We start from the raw sequence: 21,943 nt of genomic DNA, 5'->3' as shown, positions 1-21,943 counted from the left end.
CCGAGGCGATGACCCGCGCCCACGTGTGCATCCGTCATCCCGGGAGCGCCCGCGATCCGCCCTGCCCAGCTCCGGCCCGCCACGGTCGGGGCCGCGCGGGATCGGGGTCCGTGGGGCGTTCCCGCACAGTCCTGAGAGCAACCACCACCATGAATACCGACCGCAAGGCCCACTGGGCCGTGCGTCAGTCCGCCCTGCCCACCATCGTCCGCCCCTGCCCGGACTGCCCCGGCACCCGGCACCGCCCCTCGGGGAAGATCCGGGTCAACGCCAGCGGAAAGCTGCTGGACGTCTGGCTGCTGCTGAGCTGCGCGGGCTGCGACCGGACCTCGAAGGTGCCCGTCCACGAACGCGCCCACGTCTCCTCGCTCGACCCGGCCCGACTGGTGGCCTACGAGACCAACGACGCCGCCGTGGTCCGGGAGTGGGCGACGAGCGCCTCGCTCGCCGCCCGGAACGACTACCGCCTCGACTGGACCGGCACCTGGGAGCTGGAGGTCCGGACGCCCCTGCACCTGCTCGACGACCCGACGCCGCTCACCGTCCTGGTCGGCTTCGAACTGCCCGTGCCGGTCCGGGTCGAGCGGCTGCTGATGCTCGGGCTCGGCCTCAGCCGCACCGCCGTGCGGCGGATGGTCGAGGACGGGCGGGTCCAGCTGCCGCCCGCCCTGGCGCCGACAGCCAAGGCGCACCGGGACTTCGAACTCACCCTCCAGCGGCCCGCTTCGGTCGGGTCCGTATCGGGCGAGGCCGCGCCGGTTCCGGCTGCCGCGCCGGTCCGGATCGCCACGGTCGCGGACCTGAGCGGCCCGGGGGCGTCCCGTGCGCCGCGGCGCCGGCCCCTCGTGAGGAGGGTCGCGGGCGCGTAGGGACGGGTACCGCCGTGTCTCCCGCGCGGCTCACCGGCGCATCGCCCGCCGGTGGGCCGCACGGGAGTCCGGCCGGATCAACGGGCCGTTCAGCGATGCCCGTTGAGGACCAGTGCCCAGGAGAGACAGCCCAGTGCGGCCGTGCACAGCAGTGCGCGCAGCACGTTGAAGCGCACCCAGCGTGCCTCGAAGCGGGTGCGCACCGCCGCCGGGTCGGCGATCCGCTGCGGCGCCCCGGCCTTCTCCAACGCGTCGTTCAGCGGGATGTTGACCGCACGGGTGACCCCGATCGCCGCCGCGTACAGCACCAGGGCGGCGATCGTGGCGGGCAGCGCGCGGTGACCGTCCGAGGGCAGGTGCAGGGCGACCGCGCCGGCCGTGGTGAGCAGGGCGCCGACGAAGCCGAGCAGGAACCAGCCGTTCAGGATCGCCACGTTGACGCGCTGCATGACCTCGATGAACGTCCGGTCCTCGACCCGGGCGAGCGCCGGCATCACCGAGCACGCGTAGGCGTAGAACAGCCCGGCGGTCAGTCCACAGGTGACGGTGGCCGCCACCAGGACGAGTGTGCGTGCCGTTTCCAATTCCCGCAGCCCCTCTGCTCGGTCGTGCCTCTCCTGCGCCCGTGCTTCCGTTCCGCTCGTGCCGGAGCTCCGATCCGGCGGGGCCGATCATCCGGCATCCGGGCCGCTCGGGCCAGCTCGACCGCTCAAGAGTCCCTCAAAGGACGACCCGTCACATCATCTCCGGCACGTACCGCGCCCAGTGTGACCCGGTGGTCGGCCCCGTCCTGCGGATGACGGCCCCGGCGGGCCGATCCCTACGTTGGCTTTCCATTTGCCTAAGCTTCCTAGGTAATCCCATACTGTTCATAGGATGACGCGGCAGCCACCGGGACGACCCTCCGCACAGTGCTCCGGCCTGCGCCCGTCCTCGAAGGACTCCACGCCGAACACTCCACGTCGAAACCTCCGCACCGAAGACTCCGCACCGCAGAAACGAAGAAGCGCCATGATCACCACGCCCGTCACCGAAGCCCTCCTGCACGGCCACCTCGACGTCGAACACACCGGTCGCGGCCTGATCCCGCACCGACTGCCCGCCGCCGCCCGCCGCCGGATCCCCGACGAACAGCTCGCGATGGCCCAGTCCCAGCCCTCCGGCGTCCGACTCGCGTTCCGCACCCGCGCCACCGCGCTGGCCCTCCACACCGTCCCCACCAAGCGTGCCTATCCCGGCGTGCCCGCCCTGCCCGACGGCGTCTACGACCTCCTCGTCGACGGCCGACCGACCGCCGAGGCGACCGTCCCCGGCGGCAACCTGCGCACCATCGACCTCACCACCGGCCGCGGCACCCTCACCGAAGGCCCGCCCGGCACCGCCCACTTCACCGGCCTGCCCGCCCACGACAAGACCGTCGAGATCTGGCTCCCGCACACCGAGACCACCGAACTCATCGCCCTCGACTCCGACGCGCCCCTCACCCCCGTGCCCGCCGGAACCCGCAACCGCTGGCTGCACCACGGCAGTTCCATCAGCCAGGGCTCCAACGCCACCCACCCCACCGGGACCTGGCCCGCCCTCGCGGCCCTCGCCACCGGCCTCGATCTCACCAACCTCGGCTTCGGCGGCAGCGCCCTGCTCGACCCCTTCACCGCCCGCGCCATCCGTGACACCCCCGCCGACCTGATCAGCCTCAAGCTCGGCATCAACGTGGTCAACGCCGACGCGATGCGCCTGCGCGCCTTCACCCCGGCCGTCCACGGCTTCCTCGACACCATCCGCGACGGCCACCCCACCACCCCCCTCCTCGTCGTCTCCCCGATCCTCTGCCCCGTACAGGAGCACACCCCCGGCCCCCTCGCCCCCGACTTCACCACCGGCACCCTCCGGTTCCGGGCCACCGGCGAACCCGGCCCCGGCCGCCTCACCCTCACCGTGGTCCGCGACGAACTGGCCCGCATCGTCGAAGCCCGGGTCGCGGACGGCGACCCCCACCTCCACTACCTCGACGGCCGCGCCCTGTACGGCGAGCCCGACCACGAGACCCACCCCCACCCCGACGCCGTCCACCCGACCCCCGAAGCCCACCGCCTGATCGCCACCCGCTTCACCCACCTCGCCCTCACCCCGGGCGGCCCCCTGGCGTCCTGACCCGCCCGAACCCAACGATCCGCATTCGATTGCCACTTCGCGGCCGGCCGCGCATCCTGCTGGGATGCGGTTCTCCGTCAACATCCCCAACTTCGGCGACTTCGCCGACCCCCGTAACGTCGCGGCCGTCGCGGCCGCCGCCGAACAGGCCGGCTGGGACGGGCTCTTCGTCTGGGACCACGTCCTGCACCGACGCCACCAGGGCCGTCCCTTCGGGGACCCCTGGATGCTGCTGACCGCCGCCGCGCTGGCCACCTCGCGGATCCGACTGGGCACCCTGCTCACCCCGGTCCCTCGCTACCGCCCGCAGCAACTCGCCCGCCAGGTGGCCACCTTGGACCACCTCAGCGGCGGCCGGGCGATCTTCGCCGCAGGCCTGGGCGGCCCGATGGAGGACGAGTACCGCAGCTTCGGCGACCCCGCCGAGCCGCGCGTCCTCGCCGAACGGCTGGACGAGGGGCTGGAGTTGCTGGGCCGCTTCTGGTCCGGCGAGCCGGTGGACCACCACGGCCGGCACTACGAGGTCCGCGACGTGACGCTGGTGCCCGCCACCGTGCAGCAACCCCGGCCGCCGGTGTGGATCGGCGGCTTCTGGCCGCGCCGCGCGCCCATGCGCCGGGCTGCACGCTGGGACGGCGCGGTGCCGCTCTTCGAGACGGCCCGGCACGGTCATCCGCCGGACGTGACGGAGGTACGGGAGCTGGTCGACTACGTGCGCGAGCACCGTACGGCCGGGGCCGACCGCCCCTTCGAGTTCGTGCTCGGCGGCGCCACACCCCTCCACCCGGCCAAGGCCAAGGACGTGATCGGCCCGCTGCTCGACGCCGGCGCCACCTGGTGGGACGAGCGGCAACTCCAAACCGGCCCCGACCTGGACCGCCTACCCCCGGTGCTCCGCCGCATCGAGGCCGGGCCACCGGTCATCTGACCGGCGCCGCCGGGGTCCCGAGAGCTCCTTCCCGGAACTCCTCACCGGATCCGGTCACAGCCCGGGTGCCCCGGCCCGGGCCGCAAGCACCGGTGACCACGAGGGTGGGGAACACCTGACGCCGATCATGAGGAGCATGGGGATTCAGGTGACCGCTGACACTCCGAACATCGACAGGCAGGGCGCCAGCCCGCTGACCGAGACGGGGACTTCTGCGTGCGCCTCCCAGCGGTCACGGGTCAGTCAGCATGCGCCATTGTGTAAGACGACGGCGGCTGCGGTCACCTGGTTTGCTCATTTGCTCGGGAGCGTCGCCGCTTCGCTGGTGTGGGTGTGGCCGGGCCCGCCTCGTACCGCGGTTGGTGGCGGTGCGGGGCGGGCCCGGGGCGCGCATGGGCGCGCGGGGGTCAGACCAGGGCGGCGAGGGCGGCCTCGTAGTTGGGCTCCTCGGCGATCTCGGCGACGAGCTCGGTGTGCAGGACGGTGTCGTTCTCGTCGAGGACGACGACGGCGCGGGCGGTGAGGCCGGCGAGCGGGCCGTTGTTGATGGCGACGCCGTAGGTGTCGTGGAAGTCGCGGCCGCGCAGGGTGGAGAGGGTCTTGACGTTGTCGAGGCCCTCGGCGCCGCAGAAGCGGGCCTGGGCGAACGGCAGGTCGGCGGAGATGCAGAGCACGACGGTGTTGTCGAGCGAGCCGGCCTTGGCGTTGAAGGTGCGGACCGAGGTCGCGCAGGTGGGGGTGTCGATGCTGGGGAAGATGTTGAGGACCTTGCGGCGGCCGGCGAAGTCCTGCAGCGAGGTGTCGGCGAGGCCCTCGCCGACCAGCGTGAACGCGGGGGCCTGGGTGCCGGCGGCGGGCAGCGCGCCGCCGATCTCGACCGGGTTCCCCTTGAGCGTGACCTGAGCCATGAAAAGCCTCCTACCAGCGGTGCATGAGTGACAACGCTGCCGATCCTACTGCCCGCACCCCGCCCCCGACGCGGGGTGACCGAGGAGCGGACAGCCACCTGCCCGGGGCTGCGGGCACCGGCCGTGGTCCTGGGCCCGAAGCGGGTGGGCGGGGCTGTGCGATGCTGACGGGACGGTAGGCGGCAGTCGGCCGGTGGGACAGGGGGAGGGGCGGATGGCCGAGGGCGGCGGGAGCGGCTTCGACGTGGTGCGGCGCGGCTACGACTGTGCGGAGGTGGACGCCTACGTGGCCCTGGCACCGTCCCGGCGCCCGGACGCCCCGCGATTCACCATCGCCCGGCGCGGCTACGACCGGGCCCAGGTCGACCGCGCGCTGGCCGCCGCGCACCCCGCCGGTGCCGGTGCTCCTGCCGCCGCTGCGGCGCCGGCGGACGCGGTCGCCCGGCGGGGGTTCGATGTGGCGCGCTGGGGCTACGAGCGATCCGAGGTGGACGCGGACCTGGCGTCGGCGCCGGGGCGGGGTGCGGGTCGGCCGCGGTTTCGCGTCGTGCGGCGCGGCTACGACCCCGCGCAGGTCGACCGGGCAGCGGCGGGCGCGGTGCCGGTGTTCGCCACGGCGTGGCGCGGCTACGACCCGGCGCAGGTGGACGCCCACCTGGCGCAGGGCGCGCACCGGAGCCCGACGGCTGCGGCGTTCGCGGTGGTGCCCCGGGGCTACCGGCGTGCCCAGGTGGACGGTTACCTGGGGGCGTACGGTCCGGGCGCGGTGGCGCCGTCCTGAGGGCTGCCGGGCCACCGGCGGTTGTGCGCGTTCGGTGACGCCACGTCAGTTCCCCGTGGTCTACTGCGTGCCGGATCATTCGTGCACAAGTCGCCGCGAGGAGTGGACCGTTCGATGAGCGCCGTATGTCCGGGGTGCGCCGCCGGGGAGCATGCCCTGCCCGTGCCCGAGGCCTTGGAGGACGTGGCCGGGGCCGCCGTGGATCCGCCGGCGGCCGCCCACCTGGCCCCGCCGCCCGCGCCGGGGCCCGAGCCCGTACGGGAGACTGCGGCGGTGGCCGTGCTGGTGGTGCTGGCGGCGCTGTGGCTGCTGGTGGGGGTGCTCGGCATGCTGCACCCGGATCCGGACCCGGGCCGTCACGACGACGCCTACCGCGCGGGCTACCTGCTGGGCGGCCTGGTCGGCCCGGCGCTGCTGACGGCCGCGGCGCTGGTGGTGCGCACCGTCTCCCGGCGGCGGGGCCGGCGGCGGGAGGAGGAGCGGCTGCGGGTCCAGCACGCGCGCTGGCAGCACCTGGTGCAACGGTGGCGGTGCGGCTGGTGGTGCCGGCGCTGCCGGGCGGCGTTCTTCCCGGCGGGTGCGCTGTACCCGGGCAGTCCGCCCTCGCCCGCGCTGGCGGCGCAGCACTACCCGGCGTGGGTGCTGGGCGCCGGAGTCCCGGGGACGCGGGGGACGGGTGGCCAGGTGCTCTCGTAGTAGGCCAGGCGCGCGTCGCGGCCGATCGGGCGCATGCCGGCGGCGGCCATGAGGCGCTGGGAGGCGGTGTTGTCGAGGTCGGTGTCGGCGAGCACGCGCGCCGCGCCGTGGGCGCGGGCCGGTTCCAGCGGGGCCCGCAGCGTCTCCGTGGCGTAGCCGCGGCCCCTGGCCGCGGGCACCAGCCCGTAGCCGACGGTGACGGCGCCCTGCGGGTCGGGGGCGGCGTGGAAGCCGGCGCCGCCGATCGCCCGGCCGTCCTCGCGCCGTCGGATCTCGTAGGCCAGGTCGTCCATGCCCGGCTTCCCACCACCCGCCGTCGCGCCCCGCACCCGTGTTTCCTGCGACCTGCGCGGGGCGGTTCGGCCGACCGGAAATCCGTGTGCGGGGTGCGGTGCCGGCCTGCCGGCTTGCGCGCCGGCCCATGACGGGTGCTGGGGGAGTGCGGGAGTGTCAACCGGTCATCAAGGCCGGCAGGGAAGGCGCTGACGGCCCGCACGGTGGCCGACGCGACAGACTCCGTCCCGGATTTGACGGGTCATGTCGGGTGCCGGAAGGCTTAACGATCACAACACTTGATGCAGCGCCAGGTCGTTCGGTCCGTCGCAGGGGCGCCCGGCCCGGCCGCCGCCAACCCGGAGGAAAGTGTGATCATCAATCGATCGGTCCGTGCGGCGATACTGGCCGCGACCGCCGCCCTAGGGATCGCTTTGACCGCGGCGAGTCCGGCCGGCGCGGTCATCGGCGGCCCGGAGGCTACCGCCGGCGCCGTGCCCTTCCAGGTCAGCGTCCAGAGCACCTCTCACCGTTGCGGAGGGGTCATCCTGGACCGCAACACCGTGCTCACCTCGGCCCAGTGCGTGGCCGGCAGGTCAGCGAGCGTCCTCAACGTCCGCTCCGGCAGCCTGCGGCATGCCTCGGGCGGCACGATCACCAAGGTCCGGTCCGTTCGGGCCCATCCGCAGTGGAACGCCCTCTCACTTGCCAACGACATTGCGATCCTCAAGCTCGCCACCGACATCCCGCTGAACGGCACGACCATCGCCGCGGCGCAACTGCCCACCTCGGACCAGACGCCGGCCGCCGGTACCGAACTGACCGTCAGCGGCTGGGGAACCACCTCACAGGGCGGCTCGCTGCCGGCGGTGCTGAGGTCCGTCAAAGTCGCGGTGACCAGCCCTCAGGCGTGCCAGAGCGCCTACGGCGGACTCGACGTCGGACTCCTGAACCGCTGGGACCGTGGCACACCGACCCTCCTGGGCGATTTGGTCGAGACACCCGTCTACGACAGCACGACGATGTTCTGCGCCGGGGTAGCCGGAGGTGGCAAGGACGCTTGCCAGGGCGACGGCGGCGGCCCGGCACAGACCGACGGCATCCTTCGCGGCCTGGTCTCCTGGGGCAGGGGCTGTGCCCAGGCGGGCTCCCCGGGTGTCTACACCGACATCGCCCACTACCTGGATTGGATCACCGCCAACCGGGGCTGAGCAGCCGCGGTCCTGTCGATCCGAGGGCAGGGCGTGCAGTTCGGAGTTCGGAACAGGCGAGTGGCCCCGGCAACTGATCGACTGCCGGGGCCACGGCGGGCGGACTGTCGCCCTCGATTCGTCAGCAGTCACGACGACCGGTGGGCGGCATCCCGAGCCCACCGGCAAGCACGGCCGCAGCCGTTCCTTCGAACGCCCTCTGAGGTCGACGGTGCCCTCGATTGTTCCGGCGACCAGATAGTCCTGCCCCTGGACGCAGTTCAGCGTCAGCGCGGCAATGCCGTTGCCGCTCTCAGGGTTGGCGTAGACGTTCGTCATCCTGAGGCTGACCGGCGCCACGTCGGCGTGTGCCGCAGGAGCCACGAGCGCGGCGAGGAGCACCACGCACGCCGGAAGTGCGGGGGATCGGAAGGCAGTGCGGATTCCGACCACGAGCGACTCCGAGTCCGAGGCGGTACCCATCCTCAGCAGCTTTGTTTCCCGCTGCCTCCCGGGCAACATGGATGCTTCCGTTCGGGTGCGCGGAAAGCCTCTGGAAATGCTCAGCGCACGTTGGACGCGGGCTCCTGCGTGAGCGTGAAGCGCAGCGGCAGGTGTTTGAAGCCCCCGGTGAACGTGGTGGCGATCAGTCGGGGGTCTCCGTCGAGCGTGATGGCGTCGACTCTGGGGATGAGTTCGGCGAAGAAGGCACAGATTTCCATCTGGGCCAGAGCCACGCCGAGGCAGCCGTGGACCCCGTGGCCGAAGGCCAGGTGGGGATTGGGGGTTCGGGTGACGTCGAAGGTGTCGGGGTGGTCGAAGACGGTGTCGTCGCGGTTGGCGGAAGGGTAGGAGAGGAAGACCGCGTCGCCTTGGCGGATGGTGGTGCCGTGCAGGTCGTAGTCGCGGGTTGCGGTCCGCATGAATCCCTTGAACGGGGTGGTGAAGCGGATCATCTCCTGGGCTGCGCGCGCCAGCAGGGCGGGTTCGCGCTTGAGGAGGTGGAACTGGTCGGGATTGCGGGCGAGGGCCAGGAGACCGCCGGCGATACTGGCCGAGGTGGTGTCGTGACCGCCGGTGGCGATCACGGCGTAGTAGGACAGAGTGTCTCCCCAGGACAGGTGCTTGCCGTCGATGCGAGCGTTGGCGATGGCTGAGGCCAAGTCGTCGGTGGGGTGGGCGCGGCGCGCTCTGGCGACTTCGCGGAAGTACCTGAACAGGCGGAACAGGACGATGGGCTGCGCGAACGGGCCGGAGTTGAGCTGGAGTTCCGGGTCGTCGGTGCCGAGCAGCTGCTGGGTGAGGGACTGCAGTCGGGCGAGGTCGCGGTCGGGCAGTCCGAGCAGGGACAGCAACGTGGCCAGCGGGTAGCGGGCGGCTGGGTGCTGGGCGAAGTCGCAGCTCCCAGCGGTTTGCAGGAGGTCGGTGACGTGGTGCTCGGCGAGTTCGTCAATCCGCTCCTGGAGCTGTCGCATCACCTTCGGGCGGAACCAGTCGGTGCTGATCTTGCGCATGGCCAGATGGTGTGGGCCGTCCATCTGGACCATGAGATTCAGTCCGATCAGGCGTCGGGCCCACACGGTGGTGCGATCGCGCGCGGCGGACATCAGCATCGCGCGGGGGCCGTTGATGAACACGGCGTGGTTGTGCTCGATCTCCCGGATGTCGGCGTTCCTGGTGATGGCCCAGAACGGCCGGTAGTGCGGTGGCGTGCACCAGTGCACCGGGGACTGGTCGCGCAGGAGCGCCAACGCTTCGTACAGCAGAGGTTCGGCGGTGTATGCGGCGGGGTCGGCCAGTATCAGGCCCGCCTGATGCACGGTCATGGTCACGGCGATACCCTCCTTGCCTCGGAAGGCGCACTCCCGAGGTGTGATCAGGGAGAAGGAACGGGGATTGTTCGGTGGGCCGGGCAACCTCGCTCAGTGCGGGAGGAGATAGCTGGGCAGGTCGGGGTTCAGCTGGCCGGAGGCTGGGGTGAAGGCGATCGCGAAGGCGATCATCCAGGCAATGGATGCCAGGCAGGACAGGCCGGTGACGGCGAGGATGCGCACATAGGGACGGGCTCGGGTGGGGAGCTGGTCGCTCCCGCGGAAGACGGCGACTTCGGTGCCGCGGTCGCGCGCGAACCTATCCATGAGGACGAAGACAGCCGACCACACACCCAGCAGAAGCCCGTCGAGCAGCGGCAGTTGGTACCAGTGGCCTGCGAACAGGACGGGCCCGGGCAATGCCCTGGCGGCGTACGCCCAGGCGCCGGTCAGGATCCACACCTGCTCGAACACGATGTCCAGCACGGTGAGGACAATCAGCGCGACGGCAGCCAGGGTGACCGGCCGCCAGTGTCGCTCCGGGGGGCAGATCCGGTCCAGGAGCCAGCGTCCACCCCAGACCCAGAAGATCATCAGCCCCCAGGCCAGGCCGTCCGCGGAGAGCAGGACGAGGGGCTGCTGCTGGGCCTCACCTCCATGCCAACCGGGGATGAAGGAGCCCCAGCTGCTGAGGTTGACCGCGGAATGGCTCGTCACGAGGGCCCGGCCCGAGTAGTTGAGGCCAGGGCCGAGCGACGAAGCGATCAACATGGCGATGTAGAACGCCATATCGAAGGTGATCTTTCCTTCCCTGCGGCATTGGCGGATCAACCGCGCGATGATGCCGGCTGCTACGACGACGACGATCCCCTGCCATGCCCAGATGGCGACGGAACGGGCAGGTGAGATGCGGTAGGGGAGGGAAGCGACGGGGTGAAGTGCGCCGCCGGCGACGTAGCGGCCCAGAACCCAGGCGATCAGCGCGAGGAAGAGTGTGCCGACCAGCGCCCAGACCACGATGGGTGTTGTCCACGTTGTCCGGCCGGCCGAAGCTTCGGCGCTAACGAGAGGGCTGTTGCTCTCCTTGGTGCTCATACCGTTTCCTCTGCTTCGAGGGTGGGTTTGTCGCTGTGCAGGCCGAGGTGTTCCAGCAGCCAGTCGGCCAGGCTTGCCGCGCTGGGCTTGACCCAGATGACGCCGAGCTTCATCTCGGTGCGCAGAGCTCGTTGCAGGCGTAGCTGGAGCTGGACCGCGCCGAGGGAGTCGAGGCCGAGAATGACCATGCTGGTGTGCGGGCCGATGTGGCGGGTGGTACCGCCGAGGAGCTCACGGATGCAGCTGATGATGAAGGTCTGGAGCAGCTCTCGGCGTTTGTCCAGGCTGGCTGCGGCGAGCAACGTTTCGCGCACGGTGACGGTCTCATCCGGCATCTCGTCGTCGGCCAGCAGCGGGGCCAGCAGCGTGCTGGTGCGGACGGCCGGGTAGGGGGCGGTCCACTGACCGATGTCGAGGGGGGAGTAGGCGACCTGGTGGTAGCCACTGTCCAGGATGCGTTCCAGGGCACCGATCCCGTCGCCGGGGGTGATGGTGAGGAAGCCGCGCTGCGCGAGGTGCTGGCCGCGACCGACCTCGCTCCAGGCGCCCCACTGGATGCCGGTGGCGGGCCGGCCGTGGTGCAGGCGGTGGGCCACCAGGCCGTCGAGGAAGGCGTTGGCGGCGGTATAGGCGGCCTGGCCGGGCGAGCCGACCAGGGAGGCGACGGAGGAGTAGACGACGAAGAGGTCGAGGTCACTGGCCTCGGTGGCCTGATGAAGGGCCCACGCTCCTTCGGCCTTTCCACGCCATACCCGTTGCAGAAGCCGGTCGTCGAGGTTGGCAACGGTGGCGTCCTCGACGACTCCGGCTGCGTGGATTACGCCGCGCAGTGTCCGGCCGTCGTCGCCCGCCGCCGCGACCGCGTGTGCTGCTACGGCCGGATCGGCGATGTCACCGCGGACGAGGCTGATCCCGCTACCCGCCTTGCGCAGGGCGTGCAGCCTGGCATCGGTCTCGGGCGTGGCCCGGGAGCGGCTGACGATGATGACGCGGCCCGCACCGAGCCGGGCGAGCCATTCGACGGTGAGCAGGCCCAGGCCGCCCAGGCCGCCGGTCACGAGGTAGGCCGCTTCGGGGTGTACCAGTGATGAGCCGGTGTGAGCGATGGTGTCCGGCCCGGCGAGCACGTGGGCGGTATGACGCCCGTGCGGCAGCAGCGCGGTCTCGGTGAGAGACTGCCGGTCGTCGAGCAGTTCGGCCACGATGTCCGCGTGCGATGTCGTCTCAGCTGTGAACTCCAGGATGCTCGCGCATAGTTCGGGGTGCTCGTACGCCAGCGTCCTGAAGAGTCCGCGCACGGTGGCCGAGGTGAGTGGAGTCCTGCCTGCGCGGCTGAGGGCCCACAGTCGGGGCGGGTGCTCCCACTGGGAGAGCCGGCGAACAAGGGCGAGGGTGAGGGAGACCAATTCGCGGGTGGCGACGGCAGACTCCTCGCCGAGCCGCTCGTCGCTCAGTGCAAGGACAACACCTCTGCACGGGGGCAGCGCGGTCGGGTCGTCAAGGACGGTGGACAGGGGCAACAAGTGACAACCTGCCGTGTGCGAGTCGAGTTGCCGAGCGAGTTGACTGGGCCAGGCGGTGTCCTGGGCGTCGAGCACGACCCAGGTACCGTCGGTGGCGCGCGGCCGGTTCCCTGGCGCGGAGTTCGGCACCCACTCTTGGTGGGAGAGCCGGGCAGTGAACCGCTCACCCGGAGAAGTGATGTTGCTGACGCGCAGGCCGCGGACTTCGGCGACCACGGTACCGTCGACGGCAGCCAACTGGGCGGAGGCCGTGCAGCCCAGATCATCAGCCTGGTGCAGGCGGACGGAGGCTCTGCGGGTGTGGGTGGTTGGGCCGTATACCCGTACTTCCTCGAATCCGGCGACGACCACCGGGCCGGGCGTCAGGGGGTAGTGGGCGAGCCAGGCTGCGACCGCGGTCTGGACCACCTGGTCGGCGAGGGCAGGGTGGAGGGACATCGGCCAGGCGGAGACCCGCGCGGCCTCGTGCGTGTGCAGCCAGGAAACGGCCAAGTCTTCGGCAGGGTGCACGTGAATACGGTCGATCGCGGTGAAGGCCGGGCCGTGGAGGACATCGTGCTTCTCCCTGAATGTCCGGTGCAGCGCGGCAACTTCGCGCTCCTGCCAGCTATCGGCATCGATTGCGGCGGGGGTAAGCGCCTCGTGGTACTCGTCCTCGGGCAGCGGGCGTACCGTACCGCGCGCGTGGACCGCGACGCCGCCGTCACCGGCGGACACGATCTCGACGACGGCGGTGTCACCGTCGCGGACGAGACGGGTGGTGACCAGGGGCTCGGGGTCCAGAATCAGCGGGCTCATCACCGTTACGTCGCGGGCGCTGACGCGGTCGGTGGCGAAGATGCGGGCTGCGGCGGCGAGCATCATCTCGACCATGCCGGTGCCAGGCAGTACTGGCACGCCCGCCACCCTGTGGTCGCCCAGCCAGGGCAGCCGGGCGGGACTGATCGGGGTCTGCCACAGGAACCGCTCGGGGTGGTCCGGGTCCTGGACGAAACCGCCGAGCAGCGGATGCTGGTCGGCGCCGACCAGGTGGGGCGCGACCAGCCGGTAAGGGGCGGCGTCGCCGCCGTGGCGGGTGCGGTGCCAGGCGGTGCCCGGCACGTCGACGAGTTGGCCGTCGCCGTAGCGGGAGGAGAAGTCGATACCGTCGTAACCGGCCGCGTGAAGCTGGCCGAGATGGGTCAGGAACGCGTCCTGGTCGTCGCTGCCCTGCCGCAGACTGCCGACCGCGACCGCGTCGTGGACGCCGTCGTGGCGGGCGGTGTCCAGGATCGGACGGACCGCCAGAGGGTGGGCGGTGCACTCGATGAACAGCCGGTGCCCGTCGGCCAGCGCTGCGGAGACGGCGGCATGGAAGCGAACGGTCTGACGCTGGTTGCGCACCCAGTACTCCCCGTCCAGCGTCTCGGGCTCACGCGGGTCGGTGGTGACGGTGGAGTAGAACGGGATGACCGGCCGTGCGGTGGGAAGGGCCGCGAGCTTGGCGCGGAGCTCGTCCAGGATCGGGTCGACCTCGGGCGAGTGCGAAGCGACGTCCACGTCAATCACCCTGACCACGACGCCGTCGGCCTCCCATCGCCCGGCCAGGGCAGCTATCTGGGCGGCGTCGCCGGAGACCACGGTGCTACCGGGTGAGGTGAGTACTCCGAGTGACACTCCATCGGCGCCGGCTTCGTCGATGGCGGCCTGCACCTGGTCCGCGCCGAGCATGACCGAGGCCATCCCCCCGCCGAAGATGGTCGCCAGCAGAGCGGAGCGGCGACAGATGACCGTCACCCCGTCCGCCGCGCTCAGGCCGCCTGCGACCACCATCGCCGCGACCTCGCCCAGGGACTGGCCGATCACCGCAGCCGGTTCGATGCCCCAGGACCGCCACACCGCCGCGAGGGCCACCTGAACGGCGAAGAGTGTGGGCTGGATGCGCGCCAATCCGACCAGAGCCTCCGGCCGGGCGATCATCTCGCGTACGGAGAATCCCGCCTCCCGGCGGATCAGGGGTTCGAGCTCCTCGATCACGGCTCGGAAGACCGGCTCGCTGCGCAGCATGCCCTGGCACATCCCCGGCCGCTGCGAGCCCTGGCCGGTGAACACGAACACCGGCCCACCATGTGAAGGCGGCAGTACGGGTACACCTGAGACGACGCCGTCGCTCTCCGCGCCGGCGGCGAACGTGCGGGCCCGTGTGGCCAGTTCGGCGTGACTGCGGGCGACGATGGTCAGCCGGTGATCCGCTGCGGAGCGGCGCATGGCGAGGGTGTGTGCGACATCCAGCAGGCTGGTGTCGGCACCCTCGCCCTGTGACCAGTCGGCCAGTCGGGAAGCTGTCAGGGAGAGGGACTGCGGCGAACTGCCCGATACCGTGAGCAGGAACGACTCCTCGACCGGCACCGAGGACGAGTCACGCCTTGCGGGGCGGGGGCGGGTCGGCTCGGGGGCCGCCGCGAGCACCAGATGGGCGTTGGTGCCGGTCACGCCGTACGAGCACACGGCGGCCAAGCGGGTACCTCCGTCGACCGGCCAAGGGGTCATTTCGGTCGGCACGAACAGCCGGGACCGCCCGTCACGCAGGATCGAGGGGTTCCATCGTTCGAAGTTGAGGTTGGGCGGAATCTGTCCCCGTCGAAGGCACTCGATCGCCTTGATGGTTCCGGCGACGCCCGAGACCGGCTCCGAGTGCCCGATGTTGGTCTTCACCGACCCCAGCGCACAACGGCCTCTGCCCTGGCCGTAGACGGCATCGATGGAGGTGTACTCGATGGGGTCGCCGACCGCGGTCCCCGGACCGTGGGCCTCCACCAGTCCCACCTCGGCCGGGTCGATGCCGGCCTTCTCCGCGGCCTCCCGGAAGAGCTGCTGCTGCATCACGGTGGACGGCGCGGTCAGCCGGCTGGCCTGCCCGTCGTTGTTGACCGCGCTGCCCCGGATCACCGCCAGCACCCGGTCCCCGTCCCGGCGGGCGTCCGCCAGACGCTTGAGGACCAGCATCCCGGCACCCTCACCGCGCACGTACCCGTCGGCCCGGGCGTCGAAGGCGTGGCACGCGCCGCGCCGTGACAGCAGCAGCGGGGCCTCGTAGTACTGCGTCTCCGGCGAGACCATCAGCAGCACCGCACCCGCCAGGGCCGTGTCGCACTCGCCCAACGTCAGCGCGCCGCACGCGGCGTCCACTGCCACCAGCCCGGACGAACAGTGGGTGCTGACCACCATCACCGGCCCGCGCAGATCCATCGCGAACGCCACCCGGCCGGCCGCCCCCGCCGTGAAATTCCCGAACAGGTAGGGGCTGTTCGGCGCATCCTCGACAGGCCGGGCTTCCCGGAAGAGGTTGTCCGGTGCATACGTCCCCACATACACCCCCGTGCGCGAGCCGCGCAGCCGGGCGAGCGGGAGACCCGCGTGCTCCACCGCCTCCCACGCCACCTCCGCCAGCAGCCGGAACTGCGGGTCCACCCACCGCTGCTCGGCCGACGCCACCGAGAGCGCCACCGGGTCCCACGCCCAGATGTCACCGTCCACGAAGCAGCCCACCCCGGCTCTGGCCGCGTCATCCGGATCATGGAAGGCCGCCAGTCGCGCCGCGTCCCACCGGCTCGCAGGCACCGGGCCTGCGGTGCGGCGACCGGCGGCCACGAGCCGCCACAGGCCGGCGGCGGAGTCCACACCGCCGGGGAACCGGCAGCCGACGCCGATGACGGCGATGGGTTCTGCGTTCGATGCCGACATGGCTGCTCCTCTATTCGGCGATCGCCGTGCTGTAGGTCCACTGGAACACCGGCAAGTCCTGGCCCTCGACCGTCTCGACCTGGGTGGTCCGCTCGAAGTGCAGGTGCTGCCCGTAGTACGTCACCGTGAAGCGCGACAGATCCGGCACCGCGTCGCCCGGCAGCCGATACACCTTCCCGAGCCCGGGAGGACTTCCCGCCAGCGCCACCAGCTGCCCCGGACCGACGTCGTCCGCCTCATCGACCATGACCAACTCCTCTGTCAGACCCGCGATGCCCACGGCTGCGCCCTCATGTCCGAACGGGTGGCAGCGCGCAGGCTGTCGGTGCAGTCGCGCTCGCCTCGGCTCAGCAGAGGGAACCGGTCAGGCCACGGTGGACGGGTGCCGTCCGTCGAGCGGAGGGAAGTCCTGCCACTCGCGCCGGTTGCCCAGTTCGCTGAGTCCATTGGACGGCTGCCGGTCCACCGTTCGGAAGGTCCGTAGCCTGCGGGCATGTTGCACGACGGTCGCTTGTGCACGCCCATCGCGCCACATCCGTCCCACTACCCCCAGGACACGCGGGGACGGCCATGTGGCGGGTGGGAACGAGAAGTCGGGGGAGCCGGTGGACTGGCGGATGTGAGTCCAGCTGCCGTACCGTCGGTGGCCGACGCTCCCGGAACCGGCAAGCGCGGCCAGCGACAGCGCAGGTCGCCGCCGACGCGGACCCGGCCGGTAGAGCCGACCCACCTCACGTACCTCTCCTCGTGCGGCGCGTGCGACGGATGAGCCCGAAGGTAGCGAGATCAAAATGACGCGATCACGTCGACCAAACCATCATCTGCGGACCCTGCTCGAAGAGGCAGGAATGAGCGGGGACGACCTGACCCGTGCAGTGAACAAGGCCGGGTCGGAAGCCGGGCTGGAGCTGCAGTACGACCGGACCGCCGCCGCCCACTGGCTCGCCGGCTCCTGCCCTCTGGCGCCGGTTCCGGAGCTCGTGGGCGAGGTGCTGTCCCGAGCTCTCGGACGCACCATCACGAACCAGGACACGCGGCTCATTCGTGCGACGACGCGTACGGCTGCCCACGAGGGCGAGTCGCCGGGTCCAGCGGACCTCCTGACGCAGCTGGGCCGCTCGGGTGACGGGCGCCGAGGCTCGACACCCGTCTACGTCCTCACCCCGGCCGGAGCTCCAATCCGTCCGACGGCCTTCCGGGCCTCGTGGGAGACCGTGCCCTCCGATGAGGGGGGCGTACGGGCAACCATGGGGGACGCACAACTCGACGCACACCGCATTCGGCTGGCCGAGGATCTGCTGACCGCGATGCACGCCTCGGAGGAGACCCTGGGCGGAAGTCTCGTCAGACCGGCCCTGACCGGCTTTCTGGGAACCATCGCGCCCGTCTGGCTGCGTGCTCCCGGGCCCTCGCGCCTCCACCGCCAACTGCTGGTCACCACCGCGCAACTGTCCCTGCTGGCCGGATTCACCTGGTTCGACGGACAGTCGCACGGCATGGCACAGGCCTACTACCGGACAGCTGTCGAACTTGCCGAAGAAGCCGCCGACCGAGAGGTCCGAGCAAGGGCGCTACGTGCCATGAGCGTCCAGGCGCACTACCTCGGGCACCACCGCCATGCCCGGGACCTGGCCGATGAGGCAGCCCGGTACGGCGCGGTGCTGCCGGCCCGCGAGGCCGCGTACGTCATAGCCCAGCAGGCAGTGGCCACGGCCGACTACGGAGATCGCCGGCGGGCCTACGAGCACCTCGCGCAGGCCCGTCGACTCCTCGACCGTGCGCCCGAGCCGACCGCCGGGGCCTCGTACTACGGCTGGGCCGCCTACTCGCACCAGGAGGCCGAAGTCCTCACCGCCCTGGGCGACATACCCGGAGCCATAGCCGCGTTCACCCAGTCGATCAACAACCGCCCGACCCCGGAGCGAAGAGCCAGAGCCATCACGACGGCAAAGACGGCCGAACTCCTCATCTCCGTGGGGCACCTCGACCGGGCATGTGCCACCTGGCATTCCCTGCTCGACGACTACCCCCTACTGGGCTCGGGGCGATTGGGGGCCGCCACGGCCGCGATGACCTCACACCTGTCCCGCTACGCCTCCCACCCGCCCGCGAGAGCACTGCTCGCCAGAGCCGCCGGGCTCGGCATCCCGACCCAGCCCCAGGCCACACACCGCACCACGCGGAAGCCGCCCACCGGACCTGGGACCGGAGGGCTTTCCCAGTAAGGCGCCGACGAGGTGGACGAGTCCACGACCGGCCCTCGACAAGTGCTCGGCCACGATCGCCGCGGACCACCAGTCTCGATGCCTCAACTGCCGTGAGTCCGAAGCTGGTACGGTAGCGACCCCGGCGGCCCGTCCGGCTCGAGGACTGTGACGGTGGAGCGCCTCACGAGGCGGTTCGGGCCCAGTCCACGCAGCGCCGTCAACAGCTCCGTTGCAAGGCCATCAGGGGCATTCACGGTCTCGGCCACCGCGACCGCCGATGCCTTGGCCAGCCATCCGGCCTCGATATCCTCGACCCTTTCCACAACCCGGGTCTGCGCACCCGCGTCCGTCGCCCAGCGCGCGACCTGCGACGCGTCCGGATCGCGCGGCGACGCCGCGGCGACCAGGACCAGCTCGGCGCACGCGGCAAGCGCTCGTACGGTGTCACGCCGGTCGTCGGCAGCGAAGCACAGGCTCGACGGCCGTTGCGGAATGACATGGCCGAAACGTTCCCGCAGTACCTGCGCGGTCGCCAGGGCTTCCCCGACGGCCTGACCCGGGATCGCGACCACCCCGACATGTTCCGGGTCGGCGACGAGCGTGCGGCGCGCCGCGAGGACGCCCTCGGCCAGGCTCGCGTCCGCGCCGGCCGCCTCCGCCAGGCAAGGCGTGGCTGCGGCGTCCTGCCGGCCGGTCAGCACCACTTGTTCTCCGAGTGCCGAGATCCTCGACGTTTCCGAGCGGGCCGCTGCCACCAGGGTGCAGGTCGCGTCGACCATCGCCACTCCGCGCGCTGCGGCCTCCTGGTGAAAGCGCTCGGGTGCTCCGGCCGGACCGATCACCAACGTCGCGCCCGCCTCCATGGCTGGCAGGTCGAGGCTGAGCCGACCTCCTCCTGCGGTGATCCGGTCCGCCACTGCCTGCCCGCATCCGGCAACGCCGACCGCGTACAGAGGCGAAGCCGCGGCAGGTGAAAGAGCATCGAAGGCCTCGACGAACCTCTCGACCCCGCCGCAGTGCGCGGGGTAGGTGCTTGCCAGTAGCAGGCGCGTGCGCAGGACCGCCGTCCATTCGCCGACACAACGCCGGATCACTTCCGCAGCCTCCGCGTCAGCGTTGGACGCAACCGCGCCGAGCCCCACCGGCGTACCACCGTCCACGGTGAACGAAACGGCCGACCCGCTGACGCTCGCGGCCTCGACGGTTTCACGGTCGACGATCTCTCGAAGGTGAGTCCGTAGGCCGGCGCGGGCCAGAGTACCGGCCAGCAGCCTGGCTCCCGGACACTCAACGTGGCCGCGCACCGGATGCCAGAAGGCGGTCAGCACAATCGCTTCTCCCAGGCTGAGCTCGTGGGAGGCAGACGAGGGGTTGCTCATTAGTACTGATCTGTACATGGTGCTTCGTCTCCGGGAATGGGTTGCAGGCCCGCCGGCGCACCGTCATCCCCGTTCGGACGTGGACCTGGATTTGCGGCGCGGGGTCAGGCTAGTCGACCTCCCGCGCCAGAACATCCCCAGTGGCGCCCGTGTCCAGGCAGCGGTACAATTCGGCGTTTTTCGAGCAATTGACTCCACGTAGCGCCATCTGCTGTTTCGGCGACTGCGCCCAGAGGTCTTGACGCCTCCCGCCCGGGGCTCGCGACCCGAGGTTGCCGTGTCACCAGCACCAGCACCAGCACCAGCACCGGCGCAGCCGCGACTGCACCACGACGACGAGTGATCGTGACCCGCGAGCGCCCCTGGGCAGCGCGGCAGGCTGTCAGTGCTCTGTCCGCCGAAACGGCTCCATTCCGGCCGCCGCGGATTCGCAGGCGTCCGCCCGGTCCGTCCGACGGATGCGAGTCGGGCGAAGTGACGGAGGCCACGGTCCCTGCTAGCCGAGTGAGGCCACAGGGGTCAAAGTCCTCATCCCCGGCGTGACGTAGAACCTGAACCTGCGGGTAGCGGATAATGACCTCTTTCGTTGCGCCGAAATCTACTTTCCGCACGTGTCGCACGGAAATGATGAGCAGGCATTCACGCCACCTGCACCGCGGTCGGCTGATTCGGTGAGGACGCCTCGCTTGCGACCGACGATTTTCTTTGCGGCGTCGGTTCCCTGCTGGCCAGGGCACGTTGGTGGAGGTTCTCATGCTCTGGGTGTCGATCACCGAGGCGGTCGGCTCGGGCGTGCGCCCTTCCTTCACCCGGGCCAATCCGGTGAGGTCGTAGTTGAGTTGGGCCCCTCGTCGCGCCGGGCGGCGTAGTAGGTTTAGACGGTGCCGTGGTCGGGGAAGTCGTGCGGGAGGTACTTCCAGGGGATTCCGGTGCGGTTGACGTAGAGGATCGCGTTGAACACGTCGCGCAGTTCGACCTTGGCCGGTTGGCCGGTTGGCTGACGGTCAAGCCGGGCCTTTCTCCATGCCGTCAGAACCGGCTCGATCAGGGCCCATCGGGCGTCGGACAGATCGCTCGGGTACGGCTTGCGCTCGGTCATGGCCCAGCGTCAGCACCGATGTGGCGGAGGATCCCGTTCCGCTGTCAGGCCGGCGTTTCTATGACTTCTTCAAACCAGACGGACTTCACGGCACAGGTGTGGGCGAGACGGACAGTCGATCCTCCGATCGAAGGAGGGGCGTTGTCCATCTATCGGCATGTCGTCACCAAAGCGGCGCGACCATAAGAGCTCGTAACACGATCTCGTGGATACGGGCTGGTGGGCCGTGTCCGGTGTGACGATTCGTCCGTTGGTGGGGCGTGAGTGCTCCCTGGATGGTCGATGACGAGTTGTGGGCGCTGATCGAGCCGGTGCTGCCGCCATGGCCGGAACGCTCGCCGGGGCCCCGGCCGGTGGACGACCGGCTGTGCCTGCAGGGAGTGCTGTTCGTGCTGTTCACCGGCATCACCTGGCAGCAGCTCCCACCGGAGCTGGGCTTCGGCTCCGGGCAGACGTGCTGGCGGCGCCTGTGCCGGTGGACGGAGGCCGGGGGCTTCGACCAGGTCCACCGGATACTGCTCGCCGAACTGAACGCCGCCCGGCAGATCGACTGGACGCGCGCCTGCGTGGACGCCTCCCACGTACGCACGAAAAGGGGGGCGCCGGGGTTGGCCCGTCGCCGGTCGATCGCGGCAAGTCGGGCAGCAAGCACCACCTGATCTGCGACGGCAGCGGAACGCCACTGAAGGTCATCACGACCGGCGGCAACGTCCCCGACGTCACCCAGGCCCTCGCACTGGTCGACGCGGTCCCGCCCGTGGCCGGCCAATCCGGACGCCCGCGAAAGCGGCCCCAGGCCCTGCTCGGAGACAAAGGCTACGACAGCAGGCACGTCAGGCGGGAGCTGGCCAGACGCCGCATCCTGCCCGTCATCTCCCGGCGCGGGGAACCGGACATCCAGGGTCTTGGGAAGCTCCGCTACGTGGTGGAGCAGACCTTCGCCCTGCTCCACCAGTTCAAGCGCCTCGCCGTCCGGTGGGAACGCCGCCTCGAACTGCACGACTCACTCGTCTCGCTCGCGTGCGCGCTGATCTGCTGGCGACGGCTCAACAAGCCGACGGCGTAATCGTGTTACGAGCTCTACGGAAGATAACCCAGGCGCGGGCGTACTCGCACCAGTAGGAGGCGAGCGGGGGCTTCCACTGGTCCGCGCCCTGGTCGCCCTTGCTGCGGTTGGAGGCGGCGGAGACGGCTACGAGCTGGCTGTGCGTCAGGTCGTCGGCGGAGCTGGGTCACTGACTCAGCCGCCGTTCGTCCCGCGAAGACTACTGGCGCCCCCTGGTCAACTGCCGTGTGCCTTTGTTAGG

At 70.8% G+C, this 21,943-nt stretch carries 16 protein-coding genes and 2 pseudogenes; 8 read left to right on the top strand and 10 right to left on the bottom strand.

Going from position 1 to position 21,943, the window contains the following annotated elements; translation table 11 throughout:
- Positions 1-149 precede the first annotated feature (149 nt).
- On the top strand, positions 150-869 hold the full coding sequence (locus ACZ58X_RS00485; RefSeq protein ID WP_470331437.1) for a DUF1062 domain-containing protein: 720 nt from the start codon (positions 150-152) through the stop codon (positions 867-869).
- Positions 870-958: 89 nt separating this feature from the next.
- On the opposite strand, the gene ACZ58X_RS00480 is transcribed toward ACZ58X_RS00485, so the two are convergent.
- Entirely contained in the window at positions 959-1,426 is a 468-nt protein-coding gene (locus ACZ58X_RS00480) for an anthrone oxygenase family protein (RefSeq protein ID WP_470331436.1), read from the bottom strand.
- Positions 1,427-1,880: 454 nt separating this feature from the next.
- Here ACZ58X_RS00480 and ACZ58X_RS00475 point away from each other — a divergent pair, with 454 nt between their 5' ends.
- Both ACZ58X_RS00475 and ACZ58X_RS00470 read left to right on the top strand, forming a co-directional pair.
- Positions 1,881-3,023, top strand: coding sequence for a GDSL-type esterase/lipase family protein (locus tag ACZ58X_RS00475; RefSeq protein WP_470331435.1), 1,143 nt, complete (start codon positions 1,881-1,883; stop codon positions 3,021-3,023).
- A 64-nt stretch (positions 3,024-3,087) separates the two neighbouring features.
- Positions 3,088-3,951, top strand: a complete 864-nt coding sequence (locus ACZ58X_RS00470; RefSeq protein ID WP_470331434.1) for an LLM class flavin-dependent oxidoreductase — start codon at positions 3,088-3,090, stop codon at positions 3,949-3,951.
- Positions 3,952-4,358: 407 nt separating this feature from the next.
- Here ACZ58X_RS00470 and tpx read toward each other — a convergent pair whose 3' ends face one another.
- Positions 4,359-4,859 carry a thiol peroxidase gene (gene tpx, locus ACZ58X_RS00465; RefSeq protein ID WP_470331433.1) on the bottom strand — a complete coding sequence of 167 codons (501 nt, stop codon included), beginning with the start codon at positions 4,857-4,859 and terminating at the stop codon, positions 4,359-4,361.
- A 214-nt stretch (positions 4,860-5,073) separates the two neighbouring features.
- Between tpx and ACZ58X_RS00460 the strand changes: the two genes are divergently transcribed.
- On the top strand, positions 5,074-5,640 hold the full coding sequence (locus ACZ58X_RS00460; protein WP_470331432.1) for a DivIVA domain-containing protein: 567 nt from the start codon (positions 5,074-5,076) through the stop codon (positions 5,638-5,640).
- Positions 5,641-5,802: 162 nt separating this feature from the next.
- A complete protein-coding gene (locus ACZ58X_RS00455; RefSeq protein WP_470331431.1) occupies positions 5,803-6,336 on the top strand; it encodes a hypothetical protein in 534 nt (177 codons plus the stop codon).
- Here the strand turns inward: ACZ58X_RS00455 and ACZ58X_RS00450 are convergent.
- On the bottom strand, positions 6,267-6,629 hold the full coding sequence (locus ACZ58X_RS00450) for a GNAT family N-acetyltransferase (protein ID WP_470331430.1): 363 nt from the start codon (positions 6,627-6,629) through the stop codon (positions 6,267-6,269). The genes ACZ58X_RS00455 and ACZ58X_RS00450 overlap by 70 nt on opposite strands.
- Positions 6,630-6,911: 282 nt before the next feature.
- On the opposite strand from ACZ58X_RS00450, the gene ACZ58X_RS00445 reads away from it, so the two are divergent.
- The gene (locus ACZ58X_RS00445; protein WP_470331429.1) at positions 6,912-7,820 is read left to right on the top strand and encodes a serine protease; all 909 of its coding nucleotides are present in this window, start codon (positions 6,912-6,914) and stop codon (positions 7,818-7,820) included.
- Between the two features lie 542 nt (positions 7,821-8,362).
- Here ACZ58X_RS00445 and ACZ58X_RS00440 read toward each other — a convergent pair.
- From ACZ58X_RS00440 to ACZ58X_RS00425, 4 genes are all read right to left on the bottom strand, one after another.
- On the bottom strand, positions 8,363-9,625 hold the full coding sequence (locus ACZ58X_RS00440; RefSeq protein ID WP_470331866.1) for a cytochrome P450: 1,263 nt from the start codon (positions 9,623-9,625) through the stop codon (positions 8,363-8,365).
- A 96-nt stretch (positions 9,626-9,721) separates the two neighbouring features.
- The gene (locus ACZ58X_RS00435) at positions 9,722-10,705 is read right to left on the bottom strand and encodes a spirocyclase AveC family protein (RefSeq protein WP_470331428.1); all 984 of its coding nucleotides are present in this window, start codon (positions 10,703-10,705) and stop codon (positions 9,722-9,724) included.
- Entirely contained in the window at positions 10,702-15,951 is a 5,250-nt protein-coding gene (locus ACZ58X_RS00430; protein ID WP_470331427.1) for a type I polyketide synthase, read from the bottom strand. The genes ACZ58X_RS00435 and ACZ58X_RS00430 overlap by 4 nt, the downstream gene beginning before the upstream one ends.
- Before the next feature lie 10 nt (positions 15,952-15,961).
- Positions 15,962-16,198, bottom strand: coding sequence for a DUF5988 family protein (locus ACZ58X_RS00425; protein ID WP_470331426.1), 237 nt, complete (start codon positions 16,196-16,198; stop codon positions 15,962-15,964).
- 601 nt (positions 16,199-16,799) lie between these two features.
- Here ACZ58X_RS00425 and ACZ58X_RS00420 point away from each other — a divergent pair.
- Positions 16,800-18,176 carry a tetratricopeptide repeat protein gene (locus ACZ58X_RS00420; RefSeq protein ID WP_470331425.1) on the top strand — a complete coding sequence of 459 codons (1,377 nt, stop codon included), beginning with the start codon at positions 16,800-16,802 and terminating at the stop codon, positions 18,174-18,176.
- An 83-nt stretch (positions 18,177-18,259) separates the two neighbouring features.
- On the opposite strand, the gene ACZ58X_RS00415 is transcribed toward ACZ58X_RS00420, so the two are convergent.
- Together ACZ58X_RS00415 and ACZ58X_RS00410 are read right to left on the bottom strand one after the other, a co-directional pair.
- A complete protein-coding gene (locus ACZ58X_RS00415; RefSeq protein ID WP_470331424.1) occupies positions 18,260-19,537 on the bottom strand; it encodes a hypothetical protein in 1,278 nt (425 codons plus the stop codon).
- A 664-nt stretch (positions 19,538-20,201) separates the two neighbouring features.
- Positions 20,202-20,636: pseudogene (locus ACZ58X_RS00410) on the bottom strand (transposase); the annotation flags it as partial.
- A 260-nt stretch (positions 20,637-20,896) separates the two neighbouring features.
- Here ACZ58X_RS00410 and ACZ58X_RS00405 point away from each other — a divergent pair.
- A protein-coding gene (locus tag ACZ58X_RS00405) for an IS5 family transposase (protein ID WP_470331423.1) occupies positions 20,897-21,702 on the top strand; the annotation gives its coding sequence in 2 pieces (ribosomal slippage) (positions 20,897-21,227 and positions 21,227-21,702; 807 coding nt in all).
- Positions 21,703-21,727: 25 nt separating this feature from the next.
- Here the strand turns inward: ACZ58X_RS00405 and ACZ58X_RS00400 are convergent.
- A pseudogene (locus tag ACZ58X_RS00400) lies at positions 21,728-21,859 on the bottom strand (HNH endonuclease); the annotation flags it as partial.
- Positions 21,860-21,943 lie beyond the last annotated feature (84 nt).

This window comes from Kitasatospora sp. NPDC040550 (assembly GCF_055594965.1).
Note: the sequence above shows the minus strand (reverse complement) of the source record. Positions and strands in the feature narration are given on the sequence as shown.